The organism is Psychrobacter sp. YGAH215 (assembly GCF_007280595.1).
GTDB classification, from domain to species: Bacteria; Pseudomonadota; Gammaproteobacteria; order Pseudomonadales; family Moraxellaceae; genus Psychrobacter; species Psychrobacter faecalis.
The window spans coordinates 24,288-39,667 of the sequence record NZ_VKLR01000008.1; the positions used below are offsets into that span (position 1 = coordinate 24,288).

The 15,380-nt window shown below is 45.1% G+C and carries 10 protein-coding genes; 6 read left to right on the top strand and 4 right to left on the bottom strand.

Features of this window, described 5'->3' with window-relative positions:
* Positions 1-86 precede the first annotated feature (86 nt).
* Both FOR85_RS04445 and FOR85_RS04450 read left to right on the top strand, forming a co-directional pair.
* Positions 87-1,688: a flavin monoamine oxidase family protein gene (locus FOR85_RS04445; protein WP_144296890.1), complete on the top strand. Its 1,602-nt coding sequence runs from the start codon at positions 87-89 to the stop codon at positions 1,686-1,688.
* A 76-nt stretch (positions 1,689-1,764) separates the two neighbouring features.
* Complete coding sequence (locus tag FOR85_RS04450; RefSeq protein ID WP_144296975.1) at positions 1,765-2,397, top strand: cytochrome c; 633 nt, start codon at positions 1,765-1,767, stop codon at positions 2,395-2,397.
* A gap of 188 nt (positions 2,398-2,585) precedes the next feature.
* Here the strand turns inward: FOR85_RS04450 and FOR85_RS04455 are convergent, their stop codons facing one another.
* The 4 genes from FOR85_RS04455 to tolQ all read right to left on the bottom strand — a co-directional run bounded on the left by FOR85_RS04455 (position 2,586) and on the right by tolQ (position 6,330).
* A complete protein-coding gene (locus FOR85_RS04455; protein ID WP_144296891.1) occupies positions 2,586-3,878 on the bottom strand; it encodes a PD40 domain-containing protein in 1,293 nt (430 codons plus the stop codon).
* A gap of 133 nt (positions 3,879-4,011) precedes the next feature.
* Complete coding sequence (locus FOR85_RS04460; RefSeq protein ID WP_144296892.1) at positions 4,012-5,031, bottom strand: cell envelope integrity protein TolA; 1,020 nt, start codon at positions 5,029-5,031, stop codon at positions 4,012-4,014.
* 94 nt (positions 5,032-5,125) lie between these two features.
* Positions 5,126-5,584, bottom strand: a complete 459-nt coding sequence (gene tolR / locus FOR85_RS04465) for a protein TolR (protein ID WP_144296893.1) — start codon at positions 5,582-5,584, stop codon at positions 5,126-5,128.
* Positions 5,581-6,330 (bottom strand): protein TolQ, encoded by a 750-nt coding sequence (gene tolQ, locus FOR85_RS04470; RefSeq protein ID WP_144296894.1) that lies wholly within the window; start codon positions 6,328-6,330, stop codon positions 5,581-5,583. The genes tolR and tolQ overlap by 4 nt, the downstream gene beginning before the upstream one ends.
* 519 nt (positions 6,331-6,849) lie before the next feature.
* Between tolQ and FOR85_RS04475 the strand changes: the two genes are divergently transcribed.
* The 4 genes from FOR85_RS04475 (at position 6,850) to FOR85_RS04490 (ending at position 15,351) form a co-directional block, all read left to right on the top strand.
* On the top strand, positions 6,850-8,145 hold the full coding sequence (locus FOR85_RS04475) for an NCS2 family permease (RefSeq protein WP_144296895.1): 1,296 nt from the start codon (positions 6,850-6,852) through the stop codon (positions 8,143-8,145).
* Positions 8,146-9,054: 909 nt separating this feature from the next.
* Positions 9,055-12,288, top strand: coding sequence for a bifunctional proline dehydrogenase/L-glutamate gamma-semialdehyde dehydrogenase PutA (putA, locus tag FOR85_RS04480; RefSeq protein WP_144296896.1), 3,234 nt, complete (start codon positions 9,055-9,057; stop codon positions 12,286-12,288).
* 11 nt (positions 12,289-12,299) lie between these two features.
* On the top strand, positions 12,300-12,992 hold the full coding sequence (locus FOR85_RS04485; protein ID WP_144296897.1) for a 1-pyrroline-5-carboxylate dehydrogenase: 693 nt from the start codon (positions 12,300-12,302) through the stop codon (positions 12,990-12,992).
* Positions 12,993-13,695: 703 nt separating this feature from the next.
* Positions 13,696-15,351: a xanthine dehydrogenase small subunit gene (locus FOR85_RS04490; protein WP_144296898.1), complete on the top strand. Its 1,656-nt coding sequence runs from the start codon at positions 13,696-13,698 to the stop codon at positions 15,349-15,351.
* Positions 15,352-15,380: the final 29 nt, after the last annotated feature.

A 15,380-nucleotide genomic window follows, 5' to 3' on the forward strand; every position in this document is an offset into this window, starting at 1 on the left:
CACTTATAAATGAAATAAGCGTCTACTACTACACATAGAACAAGTGCCTACTGTTATGTACGAACGTCTACTTTAAGGATATTATTATGAAAGACATGCTTCAATCACCAACGCGGCGCCAACTGCTCTCGATGATTGGTAAAACAGCGGGCGCGACCGCCATGTATCAGGCGATGACGACGTTAGGATTTGCCTCAGAATCAAGCTTTAAAGAAACGATGGATTTAAAAGGGGCGCCTCCTGGTGCTAGTATCATCGTTTTGGGTGCCGGTCTTGGCGGACTAACCGCAGCGTATGAGCTGCGTAAAGCGGGCTATAACGTCAAAGTCCTTGAGTTCCAAAACCGTGGCGGCGGTCGTAGTTGGACGCTGAATAGTGGCGATAGGTATACTGAGCTTGGCGGCGAAGAAGTTACTTGTGATTTTGAAGAGGGCAACTATTTTAATGGCGGGCCGTGGCGTTTGCCAAGTCATCACTATGCCGTTTTCCATTACTGCAAACAGTTTGGTGTTGAGATGCAACCCTTTATTCAAACCAACGACCGCGCTTATTTGCACCGTAGTACTCATTTCAATGGTGTGCCGCAGCGCTTAGGTGATGTAAAAAACGACATCCAAGGACACGTAGCAGAATTATTGTCAAAAGCGGTGAATGTTGGCGGTTTGGATCGTTCGGTCAATAAAGAAGATAAAGAAAAACTACTTGAAGGCTTAAAAGGTTGGGGCGTGCTCGATAAAGACTACCGCTACCGCGCCAGCAATGCGACCAGTAAGCATCGTGGTTATAGTGTCCTGCCGGGTGGTGGCTTGATGCCTGATGAAACCCCATCAAAGCCTTTACCGATCAGTGAAATTTTGGATTCGGGCATGTGGGCCGATATTTATGGTAACCATATGACCTATGCGCATCAGCCAACGATGTTTCAGCCTGTCGGCGGTATGGGTAAAATTGGTGATGCCTTCACCCGCGAATGCCGCGATATGATTGAGTTTAATGCCAAAGTGACTAAGATTCATCAAGATGAAAGCGGCGTTACGGTCAATTATGTCGACAGCAACAGTCCAGATGGCGCGACTAAGACCATCCGTGCCGACTGGTGTGTCTGTAATATTCCACTAACTGTACTGACCCAGCTTGATATTAATGTCTCAAAACCGATGAAACAAGCGATGGCAGCGGTACCTTATGAGACTTCTTATAAAGTAGGTTTAGAGTTTAATCGCCGCTTTTGGGAAGAAGACGAGTGGATCTATGGCGGCTTGACCTATACCGATATGCCGATTGCCCAGATTGCTTATCCTTCAGAAAATATGTTTAAAGACGGTACTGGGGTATTATTAGGGGCCTATGGTTATGGACCAACCTCATATAAATTTAATACGTTAACCCCGCAAGAGCGTATTAATGTTGCGCTTGCTTATGGTAAGTATATTCACCCGCAGTATCCAAAAGAGTTCCGCGCGGGTACGTCAGTGGTCTGGCATCGCATTCCTTGGACACTGGGTTGTTATGGTATTTGGAATGAGTCGACCCGCCGTCAGCATTATGACACCTTATGCAGTATCGATAACCGTATTGTACTCACAGGCGAGCATTGCTCACACATTCCAGCATGGCAAGAAGGCGCTATTTTATCTGGCATGGATGCCGCCAAGCGCCTACATAAAAAAGCAAAAATGCTGGGTTAATATGAATAACTATAAAAATTCAGAGGCTATCATGGACAATGCAATCGTAAAGAAGGCAATCGTGAATAAAAAAGTCATGAGAGAAATGACCCCTAAACTGCTGACTGTGATGTTGTTGGGTGCGACCGGTAGTGCAGCACTTTTAGGCTGTAGTCAACAATCAGACGATGTACAAACGGTGGCAACTCTACATGAGCAAGACCCCATCGTAACGGACGATTATCAAGCAAGCCGTAATACCGGTAGCTGGGGCGGCGTTTACATGAGTCGTGAGGAGCTTACTGCACCAGCCGTCAATATCGTTGATCACAGCTCGCTTCCTACTATGGATAATGATCCAAGTATTGCTGAGTGGGAAACCAAGTTCGAGGGGACAAATGCCTTTGTGACAACAGATGGCAAAAAACTCTACCATGACTCTTGTGCTGCTTGTCATATGCACAAAGGCGAGGGCGCTTATGGTGCTGGTTATTATCCACCACTTGCCAATAACAGCAAAATGCAGTCAAAGTATTACATCATTGATATCTTAATTAATGGCTTTCGCGGTATGCCATCGTTCCATCACATGATGAACGATGAACAGATGGCCGCGGTCACGCAGTACGTGGTCACTGATTTAAATGGTTATACGGATACGGTCACCGCCGCAGATGTTGAACAATTGAGACACGCTGTGCCGCCGGCTAGTGATCCAAGTGATGAATAGGGATGAATAATGCTTTTTATTATTCCAGCTCATAACTTTTAAAAGTGGATTGCTGATATAAGAATCAAGTTATCATTCTTGGTAAAATAAAAAAGCGCCCAATATGTTTATCGAGCGCTTTTTTATTTTTGAGCATTCAGTCCTGTCTAACCTTATTTTACGTAATAAAGATGGCTAAGTTATCTAAGTTATCTAGGACTAGATGACCAAACTGGGGAGCGGATAGTACCTTGACCAGATTTACCGAATGCATCGCCGCCGTTCAATGACTTAATAGTCAGTACGCCTTTACCGCCCTGCTTTGAAGCAAAAACCACACGCTTACCGTTCGGTGAAAAACTTGGTGCTTCATCGATACCTGTAGCGCCTAAGTTCGCAGTAATGGCGCCGCTACTGTTCATAATGGCAGCTGAACGACCACTTAAAAAGGCGATTTGCGAGCCATCGCTACTAAACTGCGGGCTGGTCGCATAGCCACTATTCGATACTTGCGTGGTACGGCCTGAACCAAACTCATAACGATAAATGCGTGGTTTGTTAAACCCTGCACGGTCACTAACAAAGACAAAAGATTTGCCATCAGGGGCATAACTTGGTTGTACTTCACTGCTTGGCCAATTGGTCAGACGTCGTGGTTGACCGCCACTAGCGCTCATCTCATAAATATCGGCGCTACCCTCAAAGCTACTAGAAAACAATATTTTGCTACCATCGGGCGAAAATGACGGACTAAGGTTGCTACCTGGGAATGGCGTCAATGGTGTAGCTCCGCCCCCGCTTACGTTTTGAATATAAATAACAGGGTGAGATTTATCGCGTTGCACTGAATAAGCAATGCGATTGCCATCAGGTGACCAAGTTGGCGAAAAGATAGAGCCTGCCACTTCTGTGATGGTTTTGGCGTTTTCGCCGTCAGCATCCATGACCTTTAAGCGCGAGATTTTCTCTTTGCCAATGCCTATTTCTTCGATATAAGCAATGCGTCCTGAGAAGTCACCAGGAATACCGGTGATCAGCTCATATACTTTGTCCGAAATCACGTGGGCGGCGTAACGCATGCTTTCTTTATTATTATCAGCGGTTAACGTTTGCTTGCCTTCTAGCACGCGTCCGGTTTTAACCTCAACGACTTCATAATCGGTGACCACTTTACCGCGATTGCTGCGCGTGCTACCGATGACAAGGTAAGGAATGCCCATACTTTGCCAAACGGGCAAAGTACCTGCTAACTCGCTACTGCTGTGCGGCTGCTGCGGTAGGTTTTGACTGGTTACTTTTAGCTCAGTTTTGCTCAAATCATTTAATATAATCGGTGATAAGGTAGAATCGCCAGCAAAGGAGACAAAAGCCACTTGGCTTTGTTGTACCGGAATCTCATAATCCAATTCTAAAACGACAGGCGCCGCCAAGACGCTAGGAGCAAGCAATAAGCTTGAGGTAGTGGCAAGTAAAGAAAGGCATAGTTTTTTATGAATGCGCATAACTAAGTCAAACTCCTAGATGGGGATAATTGTTTTTATAAATGCTAAATCAATGATAACGTTAAAATGATATCGCCGCGGGTGCAAGTTGCTTAAGGTAACGTTAGCAATAATATCGTGTATGGGCAACTGCTTAATTACTGCCTTTAAACTGTATGGTAAAAGTGGGATATTTGGGGTCATCAGCATCAATTGGCAAGCTGCCGGTATTGAGCACCGCTTGTTTAGCGGCTTCATTGACCGCGCTATCAGGTCCTGACGCTGAGACATTCACGACAGCGCCACTGGCATTGACTGTGATGGTCAAGGTAGCACGCTGCGTCGAGCCTTTTGCTGCTGTCGGCGGATTATAGTTGCGTTTGATTAAATTGATGATTTCACTATTACTGGTGCCGCGACTACCGCTTGTTGATGCCGAGCGACTGCTACCTTTTGCAGTGCTGGAAGTGATGGCGTCACCAGACAGTGTTGATTGTCCATCATCTCCTAAGCTAAGGGTCTGTCCTGCGCTACCTGAGCCGCCCGTATTGATTTCTATATTTTTGTCATTGGCAGTAGGGCGTTTAATCTTAGGCGGATTGTTTTGTTTATTACGAAAATCTCGCAGCCTTTTTTGCTCTTCTATCAGCTGCGCTCTTCTTTCTTGTTCAACCTGATCATGCTCATCTAGTACAGATTCGTCCAACTGCGCTGCCCACTCAGCCATATTGCGCTCATATTCTTGATTTTGCTCAAGTAGGCGCTGGTGTTGCTCTTCGCTCATCAGCATCGGGCGAGGGTTCACCGCCTCGTCAGAACGAGTAAAAACAGGCACGCGCTGTGAAATCGGCTCGTTTGGATTGTCGTAGCTGACGCTGTCATCAAAGCTAGTTTCTGGCATATTAGTTGCTGAGCCACTTGCACCGCTATCGGCTGGCATCGCGCTCGCCGCTGCGGCACGATTGGCCAGTATCTCGCCTTGCATCTCAGCCAATTGCTCAGGAGATATCATCACGGTTTCGATGCTACCTGCGGTCTCGACTTCCATGTTTTGATACGTATAAGCCAGTATGCCAATCACAAGACCGTGTGCCAACAAGCTTAAAAGTGTCGGTAAAGTCAGCCCGTTACCTTCAGGTTCGGTCGGTACATAAACGGTGGGCGCATTACGCATAGTTGGGATACTCAAATACGATATTTATCAAATGAACGACTTTATTATAACCAGCTGAGCCAATCAAAGTTAATCTAAGAGCAGGGTAGACAGATTATAAAGAAGGGGCGGGTAACGGTGCACCCGTCAATAGTCCTACCTTTTGGATGCCTGCTTGTTGCAAGGTTGCCATCAGCGTCATGATAGCGCCGTACTGATTGTTTTTATCAGCGTTAATCATCACTTGTAAAGGCTGATCGCCAGCATCGGTATTTTGATTTTGTAAGTTGGTTAAGGTATCAATCAGTTCCGGCTCACTAATCGGCAGGTCGATGTTATTTTCATAACTGATAAAAATCTCGCCGCTATCGGTCAAGGAGACAATCACAGGTAGCTGGCTTTGACTGATGGTATTGGTTTGTTCTTTTGGCAAATCAACATCGACGCCCGTTATCAGCATTGGCGCGGTGACCATAAATATCACTAGCAGCACGAGCATGACGTCGATATAAGGAACGACGTTCATCTCCGCATTTAGCGCTTTTTTCTCACGGCGATAAGGGCTTTGTTTCATAGACCAGTTACCTGAGAACCTTGGCTATTTTGAACGCTTTGATTGGTTTGGCTTACTTGCGTACCCGCTTGCGGAATCTCGATACTGGTTTCGCGCTGTAGCATGCCTGTCATCTCGTCACAAAACAAGGCACGAGAGTCGTATAAGCGGCTCGCTTTGGCGGTAAAATGGTTATACGCCAATACCGCAGGAATCGCGGCGAATAAACCCATAGCCGTAGCAATCAAGGCTTCGGCAATACCCGGTGCGACAGTCGCTAAGGTCGCTTGCTCGCTTTGTGACAGCCCCAAAAAGGCATTCATAATACCCCAAACGGTACCGAATAAACCGACATAAGGCGCCACCGAACCAATACTTGCCAGCGTCGTTAGCCCAGACTCTAATAATTGCTGCTGACGACCCAATCCAACCCGCAGCTTACGCTCAACGCCGTCGATAATGTCGTCTTTAGGCTGACGTTTTTTATGCATTCTTAGGTATTCAGAGAACCCAACATAAAAAATCTGCTCAAGCCCTTGGCGCTCAGGCGAGCCTTGGACGCCTTGATACAGCTTTGCCAAATCTTCCCCTGACCAAAACCAGGTTTCAAACTGCTGGTCAAAATTTCTGGCGGTACCAAGACGCGCACTCATACGAAAAATAATCACCCAGCTGAGCAATGACGCTAATAACAATAATGCCATCACAATCTGTACCAATAAACTGGCTTGGGTGATTAGGTCGATAATATTTAAGGATTCAGGCATGTAAGCGGCTCATGGATAATGAATAATAGTTAATCTAATAAGGGGTTTTATATCAACCGTTAGTGTACTGCTAAATCACGCAAATATCATTAATAATATGTTAATGGCAGTGCATAAATCGCTCTCAATAAATATATGAAAAAAATAATGACAGCATGAGCATTTCATAATATTGTCCATATGGTCAACTAATTTGCACTCTTATACTAAGAAGATGTCGCCATTCATTGAAATTTTGAGCGAATTTCACTAGAATGTTATGGTTTGTTGCTGTCATTTTTCATGATGGTTCGTATTTACCAAATTATGTGTGGATAACGGATTAAAAACATCGTCTTTAACCTTAGTGTATCAGCGTCATTTACAGTCGCAATCTGGAAGCGTCATTTATCGTCGCAATTTGGGTGTATTTTATATGTTTGATTTAAACGCAGCATCGAGCGTCGCAATTTGGAAGCGACACTTATCAATACAGTTAAATAATGATAATTTACTTACTGCAATTTGGAAGCGACTCTTATGAACGCAATCGAACGCTATTTTGGTATTAATGGTGAAAACACCACGATCAAAACAGAGATTTTAGCCGGTGTCACCACGTTTTTAACGATGGCTTACATTATTTTTGTCAACCCTAACGTCCTTGCTGACGCTGGTATGGATAAAGGTGCGGTGTTTGTCGCCACCTGTCTTGCCGCCGCAGTTGGGTGTTTTATTATGGGGATTTATGCTCGCCTGCCAGTCGCGCTAGCTCCCGGTATGGGACTTAACGCCTTCTTTACGTACGGCGTGGTTTTAGGAATGGGCTACTCGTGGCAAACCGCACTTGGCGCGGTATTTTTGTCCGGTTGTATATTTATATTATTAAGCCTTTTTAAAATTCGTGAATTGATTATCAACTCTATTCCGGACAGTATTAAACAAGGCGTAGTTGCTGGTATCGGTGCGTTTTTAGCCTTTATCTCCTTACAAACCGCAGGCGTCATCGTCAATAATGACGCGACGTTAGTGGGACTGGGCGATATGACCGCGTTCTCACCTGCGATGGCGGCATTGGGCTTTATTGTTATCGTTGGCTTGTCGCATAAAAAAATACCCGGCGCAGTAACGATAGGGATTTTATTGGTAGCGCTTATCAGCTTAATTACTGGGAACACACAATTTACTGGCATTATATCGGCACCGCCACCGATAGCGCCAACGCTGATGCAGCTTGATATTGCTGGTGCATTTGACGTAGCGATGATTAGTGTTATTTTTGCTTTTTTATTCGTCGATTTATTCGATACCGCTGGTACGTTGATTGCAACGACCAGTCAAGCAGGCTTAATTGGTAAGGATGGCAAAATACCTAATATGGGCAAAGCGCTACTGGCAGATTCGAGCGCCACGGTTGCGGGTACGCTACTAGGTACTTCATCGACCACCAGCTTTGTTGAGAGTGTGTCAGGTATTGCAGCCGGAGGACGTACTGGATTAGTCGCTGTGACGGTCGGGGTGCTATTCTTATTAAGTATGTTTTTTGCTCCACTTGCTGGTATGATTCCAGGCTATGCAACAGCAGGCGCTATTTTTTATGTCGCTGTACTGATGATGGGTACTCTAAAAGATGTTGATTGGTTAGATCTAACAGAGGCGGCGCCCGTTGTCGTTGTGTTGTTGTTTACGCCATTAACTTACTCAATCGCTGATGGTATCGCGCTTGGATTTATTACCTTTGCTGCTATTAAAGTCGTCGCCGGTAAGTTCTCTGACGTGAGTATTCCTGTTTGGATATTAACGGCCGTGTTACTTGCGAAGATTGTGTTTATCTAAGATTGTAATTTAAATTGCAGTCATTTTTAGTCATTTGATAAATGCTCAGCTTTGCTCATTAAACCCTTCTTATTTTAAATGAGAAGGGTTTTTTATGCGTAAAAATAAATACTATAAACCGCTATCTTCAGCACTAAATAAAATGATTACGTTATTGATTCGCTCATATTCTGTATGGGTTTAAATTAAATGGCTGAAATAAATAAAGACAAGCCATTGATTCAAAAACGATTAATTAGCCATAGTAAATATAAATTTATAACTAAAGCGTCATTTCTAATAAGTGGTTAATAACCATTTGTTTTTAAACAGTATTTTGTTTGGTTAAAATAGGTAAATTCGTTAGTTGGAAAATTTTTTTCATGCTACCATGTCGAGGTTAAGCGCATCACCTCAATCAACGCCGTAGAGGTTTTTCTTACAGTGAATTAGTACTCTATAAGATGACAGATAAGTGTTTATTAGGCTTTAAGTTTCCATAAAACTCAGATGTTATAAATGTTAGATTTTATGAACGCAAACCTCTATGAAACGTCACTTGTCTTTGAGCATCACCTCCTTTCACTACTAACAAGAAGAAGGCACTAATGCCGCTTAGCTGTTTGTTGTTGCCTTTATATTGTTAACGTAGCCCGTTTAACACTAAAACGACCTACTTGACCGTTTCCAGCCTATGCTGGATTTTCTCGTTTTATAATGGCGCTGTTTGGTCTTTTGTTTATTGCTAATTGGCTTATTTCTATAGTTGTCATTATTTATCCACTATTCGATAGCAAAAATGTTTGTTATCAAGAATAGTAGGGGTGAAGTTTTAAGAACGTTTGACAATAATTGCCGCTATATCTTTAGCAATCAAAGCTCCCACCGCACCATTTATTATGGTTTTTAGACGATAGTTATGGAGTTGTTATGAACCCAGTAGACCAATTTACCCCGCAAGAGCCGATTTTATTTAATCCGCTCGATATATTGAAGCCCGCTTATCTCAGTCAATCGTCGAACGAGCTTTTCTCCCGTATTTCTCCTTTATATAGTGTGGACGAGGAGCGCTGGTTGACGGACTTGTTGCCGCTCGCCAAACCAACAGATGCCGAGCGTGAAGGGGCTGCTACGCAAACTCGTCAATTGGTCGAGCATGTGCGTAATGATGGCAAAGCCGTAAAAATGGTTGATTCATTATTGCTTGAATATAGCCTTGATACCCAAGAAGGTATTTTGCTCATGAGTTTGGCAGAAGCCTTGATTCGAGTGCCAGACAATTATACCGCTGATGCGCTTATCCACGACAAAATGAGCGTCGCTGACTGGAAAAAACACATCAAAAATGACAACGGTTTTATGGTCAATGCCTCGACGTGGGGCATGATGATGACGGGCCGCGTTGTCAGTATTGATCGTGATACTACCGCTGCTGGGTTTTTGGACCGTATGACCAAAAAAATGGGCGAGCCGGTCATTCGTAGTGCCATGCAAAAAGCCATGCGCATTATGGGGCATCAGTTTGTACTTGGCGCCAACATCGAGGGCGCCAACAAAAACAGCCAGCCTTATCGTAATAAAGGCTATACCTATTCGTTTGATATGCTAGGTGAGGCGGCGATTACCCATAAAGATGCGGAAAAATACTTTAACGATTACCTGCATGCGATTAAAGCGACGGCTAACATTAAGGTAAAAGAAGGTATGCCAAAGCCGTCAGTGTCTATTAAGCTATCGGCATTGCACCCGCGTTATGAAGCGACGCAAGAAGCGCAAGTGATGGGACTACTGCGTCAGCGTTGCTTGTTATTGATTGAAGCGGCCCGTGAGGTCAATGTCGATATCAGTATCGATGCTGAAGAAGCAGACCGCCTTGAGATTTCTTTAAAGCTGTTTGAGTCTCTTTACCGTGATAACTTAACCGCCGGTTGGGATGGCTTAGGGTTGGTGGTACAAGGTTACTCTAAACGTGCGATTGCCGTTTTGACGTGGCTTGCGCGTTTGGCAACTGAAGTCGGTGACCGTATTCCAGTACGTCTGGTCAAAGGCGCGTATTGGGATACTGAAATCAAACTGGCCCAGCAAAAGGGACTGTCCGGCTATCCGGTCTGGACCCGTAAAGAAGGCACAGACACCGCTTATCTTGCCTGTGCGCGCTTCTTATTGTCAGAGCATTTGCGCGGTTTGATTTGGCCACAGTTTGCTACCCATAATGCGCACACGCTTGCTTCAGTGATGACCATGAGCGCGCACAGAGAGTTTGAGTTCCAGCGTCTTCATGGCATGGGCGATGCGCTTTATGACCATATTCTGCAAGCTTACAAAATCCCCGTGCGTATTTATGCACCTGTTGGCGCTCATAAAGACTTGCTACCGTACTTGGTACGCCGCTTACTAGAAAACGGTGCCAATAGCTCGTTTGTGCATCAGCTGTTAGATAAGTCTTATCCCATTGATAAGCTCACCGTGCACCCATACGATAAGTTATTGAGCAATGCTACTTTGCACAATCCTGATATTCCGTTGCCATTAGATATCTATGGCGCGCGCCGAGCCAGTTTTGGCCCTAATATCTTTGTAGAGTCGCAGTGGCTACTATTTAAAGCCGCTATCGATAGCCATTTGCATAAAACTTGGTCGGCAACTTCTATCATTAACGGCAAAGCAGTTGATGCAGATAAAGTCGATGGCAATTCTGAAAAACTTGAGTCGCAAACCGTACGCGCGCCTTGGAACCATGAAGTCATCGCCGGTGAAGTCGCCTACGCCAATGCTGATATTGCGCAGCAAGCCATTGATGCTGCCATTGCAGGTCAAAGCGTATGGCGAGCCGTACCTGCTGCCAAGCGCGCGGCTATTTTGCGTAAAGTGGCGGACTTGTATGAAGAAAATTATGCCGAATTGATGGCGCTTTGCCAAATCGAAGCGGGTAAAACCATGCAAGACGGCATTGATGAAATCAAAGAAGCGGTTGATTTTTGCCGTTTTTATGCCGATGAAGCAGAACGTCTCGACGCCAAGGTTTATGAGTTTACCGACTTAGCAGGCAAGCAATCACGTCAAGTGTATAAGCCGCGGGGCACCTTTGTTTGTATCAGCCCGTGGAATTTTCCTTTGGCAATTTATACTGGTCAAATCATGGCGGCGCTTGCCGCAGGTAATACTGTAGTCGCCAAGCCTGCCGAGCAAACCAGCTTAATCGCGCATTTTGCTGTGCAGCTGATGTATCAAGCTGGCGTGCCGGTAGACGCTTTGCAGTTTGTTGTTGGCGCTGGCGAAGTTGGCGGCACGTTGACCGCTGCCGATAATATTGCAGGCGTTATTTTCACCGGTTCAACCCAAACGGCGCAGCATATCAATCAGAGCCTGCATCAGCAAATCAGTGGTGAGTTGCCAGTATTGATAGCCGAAACCGGCGGTCAGAATGCCATGGTTGTCGATTCAACCGCATTGCCCGAGCAAGTGGTTAAAGATGCGGTATTATCTGCCTTTGGTTCGGCAGGTCAACGCTGTTCTGCGTGTCGTATTTTATGTGTGCAAGAAGAAGTGGCGGACAATTTAATCGAGCTGTTACAAGGAACGATGGCTGAATTGGTCGTCGGCAATCCATTGTATGCCGCAACCGACGTCGGCCCAGTAATTGATGCTGATGCCAAGCAAAGTCTGGACGCGCATATCGAACGTATGGCGGCTGAACCAACGGCGACGATCTTGGCGCAGACGCCGATGAGCGCAAGCTCAGTGGTTAGCGAAGAGCGCTCTACCTTTGTTTTGCCAACCGCGATTGAGGTGAAAAGTATCGATGTGATTGGCGGTGAGCACTTTGGTCCGATATTGCATGTGCTACGTTATCAAGCGCGCGACTTGAATAAGCTTATTGATGCGATTAATAGCACAGGTTTTGGTTTGACCTTGGGTATCCACAGCCGTATTGAAAATATCGCCGAGCATATCGAGCGCCGTGCCTTTGTCGGCAACACTTACATTAACCGCAACCAAATCGGTGCCGTCGTTAACGTGCAGCCGTTTGGTGGTTGTGGTCTGTCTGGCACGGGTCCAAAAGCTGGCGGGCCGCATTACGTTGCGCGTCTGATGCAGCTGTGTACTGAGTCGAACACGGCGGTAGAAAATAATAGCACTGAAACCCAAACCCAAATCGCATAAGGAGTAGCAAGATGGCGAATGAATTTAAAAAGAATCATGCCCAAGTTTGTGAAGCTTGGCGGTTATTAAGCGCGGTAGAGCGAGCAACTTATCTGCAAGCAGCTGTTGCTAAATTGGCTTTGCTTACTGGTGACGCCAATAAAGCCAAGCGTTTATTTACCCATTTATTAAATGCCGCGCCGATGCTCGATGACGTGCAGCGTATGACGGGCGCAACAGGTGAGTCCAATGACTTGTACGTGACTGCTCGCGGCAAAACCATGGTTATCGGCGGCGAATCTGCTCGCGCGATGGCGGTACTTGGTCAGCTGGTCGCAGCTTTACTGACTGGCAACGAGGTGATACTGCATTGTCCAAGTCAGAGCGAGATGTGTATTGAAGCGGCAAAAATATTGCATGACACTGGCATCAGTGATGATGTATTAAGCGTTGCCAATGATTCGCAAACCATTACACTGCTATATATCGATCGATTGGCGCAAGTCGCGGTCGCTGGTAACCAAAGCGAAGTGCAAGCCATCAGCCAAGAGCTTGCTAAGACCGATGGTATCTTGACGCAAGTTATTGCAGTCACTGATATGGAGGGGATGTCAGAGATGCTAACGCCCGATTATCTGTACCGCTTTGTCACTGAGCGGGTAAGGACCATTAATACCACAGCGATTGGCGGTAATGCCAGCTTGCTCGAGCTTGGCACTGAGTAAGTGCTGTAAAGCTAAATAAAAAAACTAGTATTGTATAAGCGGCGGTCAGTAGCCATTTTCCAAGCAATTTGGGAAATGATTACTGACCGTTTTTTATTGTTTTATGAAAAATTAAGGATAAAATTAATCAAAAAGGTTGGCTAAAAATATATAGTATTAAAAAGTTTTTGAATTATTAAACAAAATAATGTGCTTTTTTGAGTTGTAAGTTAAATAAAGTTAATGCTAGTATAAGTTAACCGTTTAGTCAGCATTTATTCATTGAATGCTAATAGACAGCTTCAACACGGAATGTTGAGGTACTTTAAGCTAAAAAGGAGTGTGACCCATGCTTATATTCTCCGTTTTTTCGATAGGGTAGTTAGCTTTACCTTTACCTATACCCGACCTTTATGACCGCTTTTTAATTGACGCATAGATGATTGGTGAATTAAAAAGTTCAAACCGCAAACCGATTAAGCCTGAGCAAGTCAGTAGTCAGATAGGCAGTCAGCTTATTCAATACCCGTATAACTATCAGTATTGATGTAGGTATGATGATCGTCATCGTATAAATTTTATTAACATGATAATTGAATACTACCTTAGGGCGGTGTCGTAGTGACGCCTGACCTTTGCAGATATTGATTGTTAACATTTTATATTCGATTCAGATAAAACTATGGTTTTTATCTGCCTTTTATTCTGACAGCCGAGCGTTGCTATGATTCGTTTTTATTTGAACGGTCAGTACAAACAAGTCACTGATCTAAACCCGAACACCACCGTTCTTGAGTATCTGCGTCTGCACGAAAAGCAAACCGATACCAAAGAAGGCTGCGCGAGTGGCGACTGCGGCGCGTGTACCATCATGGCGCAGCGCTTGCCTGCTCATGACGCAGACCAATCTATGCAAGCACCTTTTTATACCCTTAATGCTTGTATCACGCTACTGTCATTGATGGATGGTCATCATCTGATGACGGCCGCTTATATCGCCGATAATCCCGCCAATCACCCAGATCGCGCCTTATTGCACCCAGCTCAGCAAGCCATGGTTGATTGTCACGGCTCGCAGTGCGGCTTTTGTACGCCTGGATTTGTCATGACGCTTGCGAGTACTTATGAAAACCATCGTCTGCAACTGGCAGCAGGTTCGGCGTCGGACGATCTTAGTTACGATGATATTGTCGCTGCTATATCCGGAAATCTGTGCCGCTGTACCGGTTATCGTCCTATTATCGATGCGGGTTTAGCGATGGGCAAAATTGGCAAACAGCGCGATGCTGGGCAAATCATTGCTAAAGATTTAACGATAAAGCTGGCAACCGATGCAATGGCAAACAGCAAACACGCTGCTAGCAATACTATCACGCCTGCACTCACTCAAGCATCACGTAAACTTTTTATTCCGCAGTCCATTGACGAGCTCAATCAGGTGTTAGCCGCGTATCCAAACGCAACCATTTGGGCAGGTGGTACTGATTTGGGGTTAAGCGTGACCCAGCACCTGGTCGATCATGAAGTGATTGTGCAACTGTCAGCGGTTGAGGCGCTAAAAACTTGGTCGCTACAAGACTTACATCAACATACTGATGAGAAATCTAGAGTTAATGTCGATAAAGTTAACAGCGACAAGGTTAATAGCGAAATGAAATCGGCAGTACCATCTTTAATATTGGGCGCGGGCATGAGTTATCAGCAACTGCTACCTGTCCTTGAAGAGTATTTTCCAAGTTTTGCTCATTTATTTGAACGCATTGCCTCGCCGCAAATTCGCAATATGGGCACCATTGGCGGTAACGTCGCTAATGCTTCACCGATTGGCGATTTGCCCCCGGTTTTATTGGCACTAGATGCGCAAATTCATTTGCGTCATTGCGCAGCTATTGATGGTAGCGATGCTAATAAAAATGGTTATATTGATGAGATTATACCTTTACAGGCATTTTTCTTGGATTATAAAAAGACCAAACTGCGCACTGGTAGTTATATCGTCGCCCTGCATATTCCGCTGTTGCAAGACCATCAGTATTTATATGTTCATAAGGTAAGTAAGCGTTATGAAGACGACATTTCTGCTTGTTTATTGGCAGCAAGAATCGATTTGGTAGCAGATGGGTTGACGATTAAAAATGCAAAATTCGGTCTGGGCGGTATGGCGGCGATTCCTTTATTAGCGACGAATTGTCAGGAAATGCTGGTTGGGCAATCTGTTGAGGTTGCCAGTTTTGAGGCGGCAGCGCAAAAGTTGGCGTTAGATGTCTCGCCTATGACGGACGTTAGAGCCAGTCGTGAGTATCGTATGCATGTCGTGCAGCGCTTAATGATTAAATGCGGTAAGCAATTGGTCGCAGATATACAACCTGCGAGCGCTTAACGTTTATCGCCATTTGTAAAGAATACAAG

Excerpts from the sequence above, each read along its gene's own strand:
- FOR85_RS04475 (WP_144296895.1), top strand. The coding sequence starts at position 6,850 with ATGAACGCAATCGAACGCTATTTTGGTATTAATGGTGAAAACACCACG.
- FOR85_RS04485 (WP_144296897.1), top strand. The coding sequence starts at position 12,300 with ATGGCGAATGAATTTAAAAAGAATCATGCCCAAGTTTGTGAAGCTTGG.
- FOR85_RS04455 (WP_144296891.1), bottom strand. The coding sequence starts at position 3,878 with ATGCGCATTCATAAAAAACTATGCCTTTCTTTACTTGCCACTACCTCA.
- FOR85_RS04445 (WP_144296890.1), top strand. The coding sequence starts at position 87 with ATGAAAGACATGCTTCAATCACCAACGCGGCGCCAACTGCTCTCGATG.
- putA (WP_144296896.1), top strand. The coding sequence starts at position 9,055 with ATGAACCCAGTAGACCAATTTACCCCGCAAGAGCCGATTTTATTTAAT.
- FOR85_RS04460 (WP_144296892.1), bottom strand. The coding sequence starts at position 5,031 with ATGCGTAATGCGCCCACCGTTTATGTACCGACCGAACCTGAAGGTAAC.
- tolQ (WP_144296894.1), bottom strand. The coding sequence starts at position 6,330 with ATGCCTGAATCCTTAAATATTATCGACCTAATCACCCAAGCCAGTTTA.
- FOR85_RS04450 (WP_144296975.1), top strand. The coding sequence starts at position 1,765 with ATGAGAGAAATGACCCCTAAACTGCTGACTGTGATGTTGTTGGGTGCG.
- FOR85_RS04490 (WP_144296898.1), top strand. The coding sequence starts at position 13,696 with ATGATTCGTTTTTATTTGAACGGTCAGTACAAACAAGTCACTGATCTA.
- tolR (WP_144296893.1), bottom strand. The coding sequence starts at position 5,584 with ATGAAACAAAGCCCTTATCGCCGTGAGAAAAAAGCGCTAAATGCGGAG.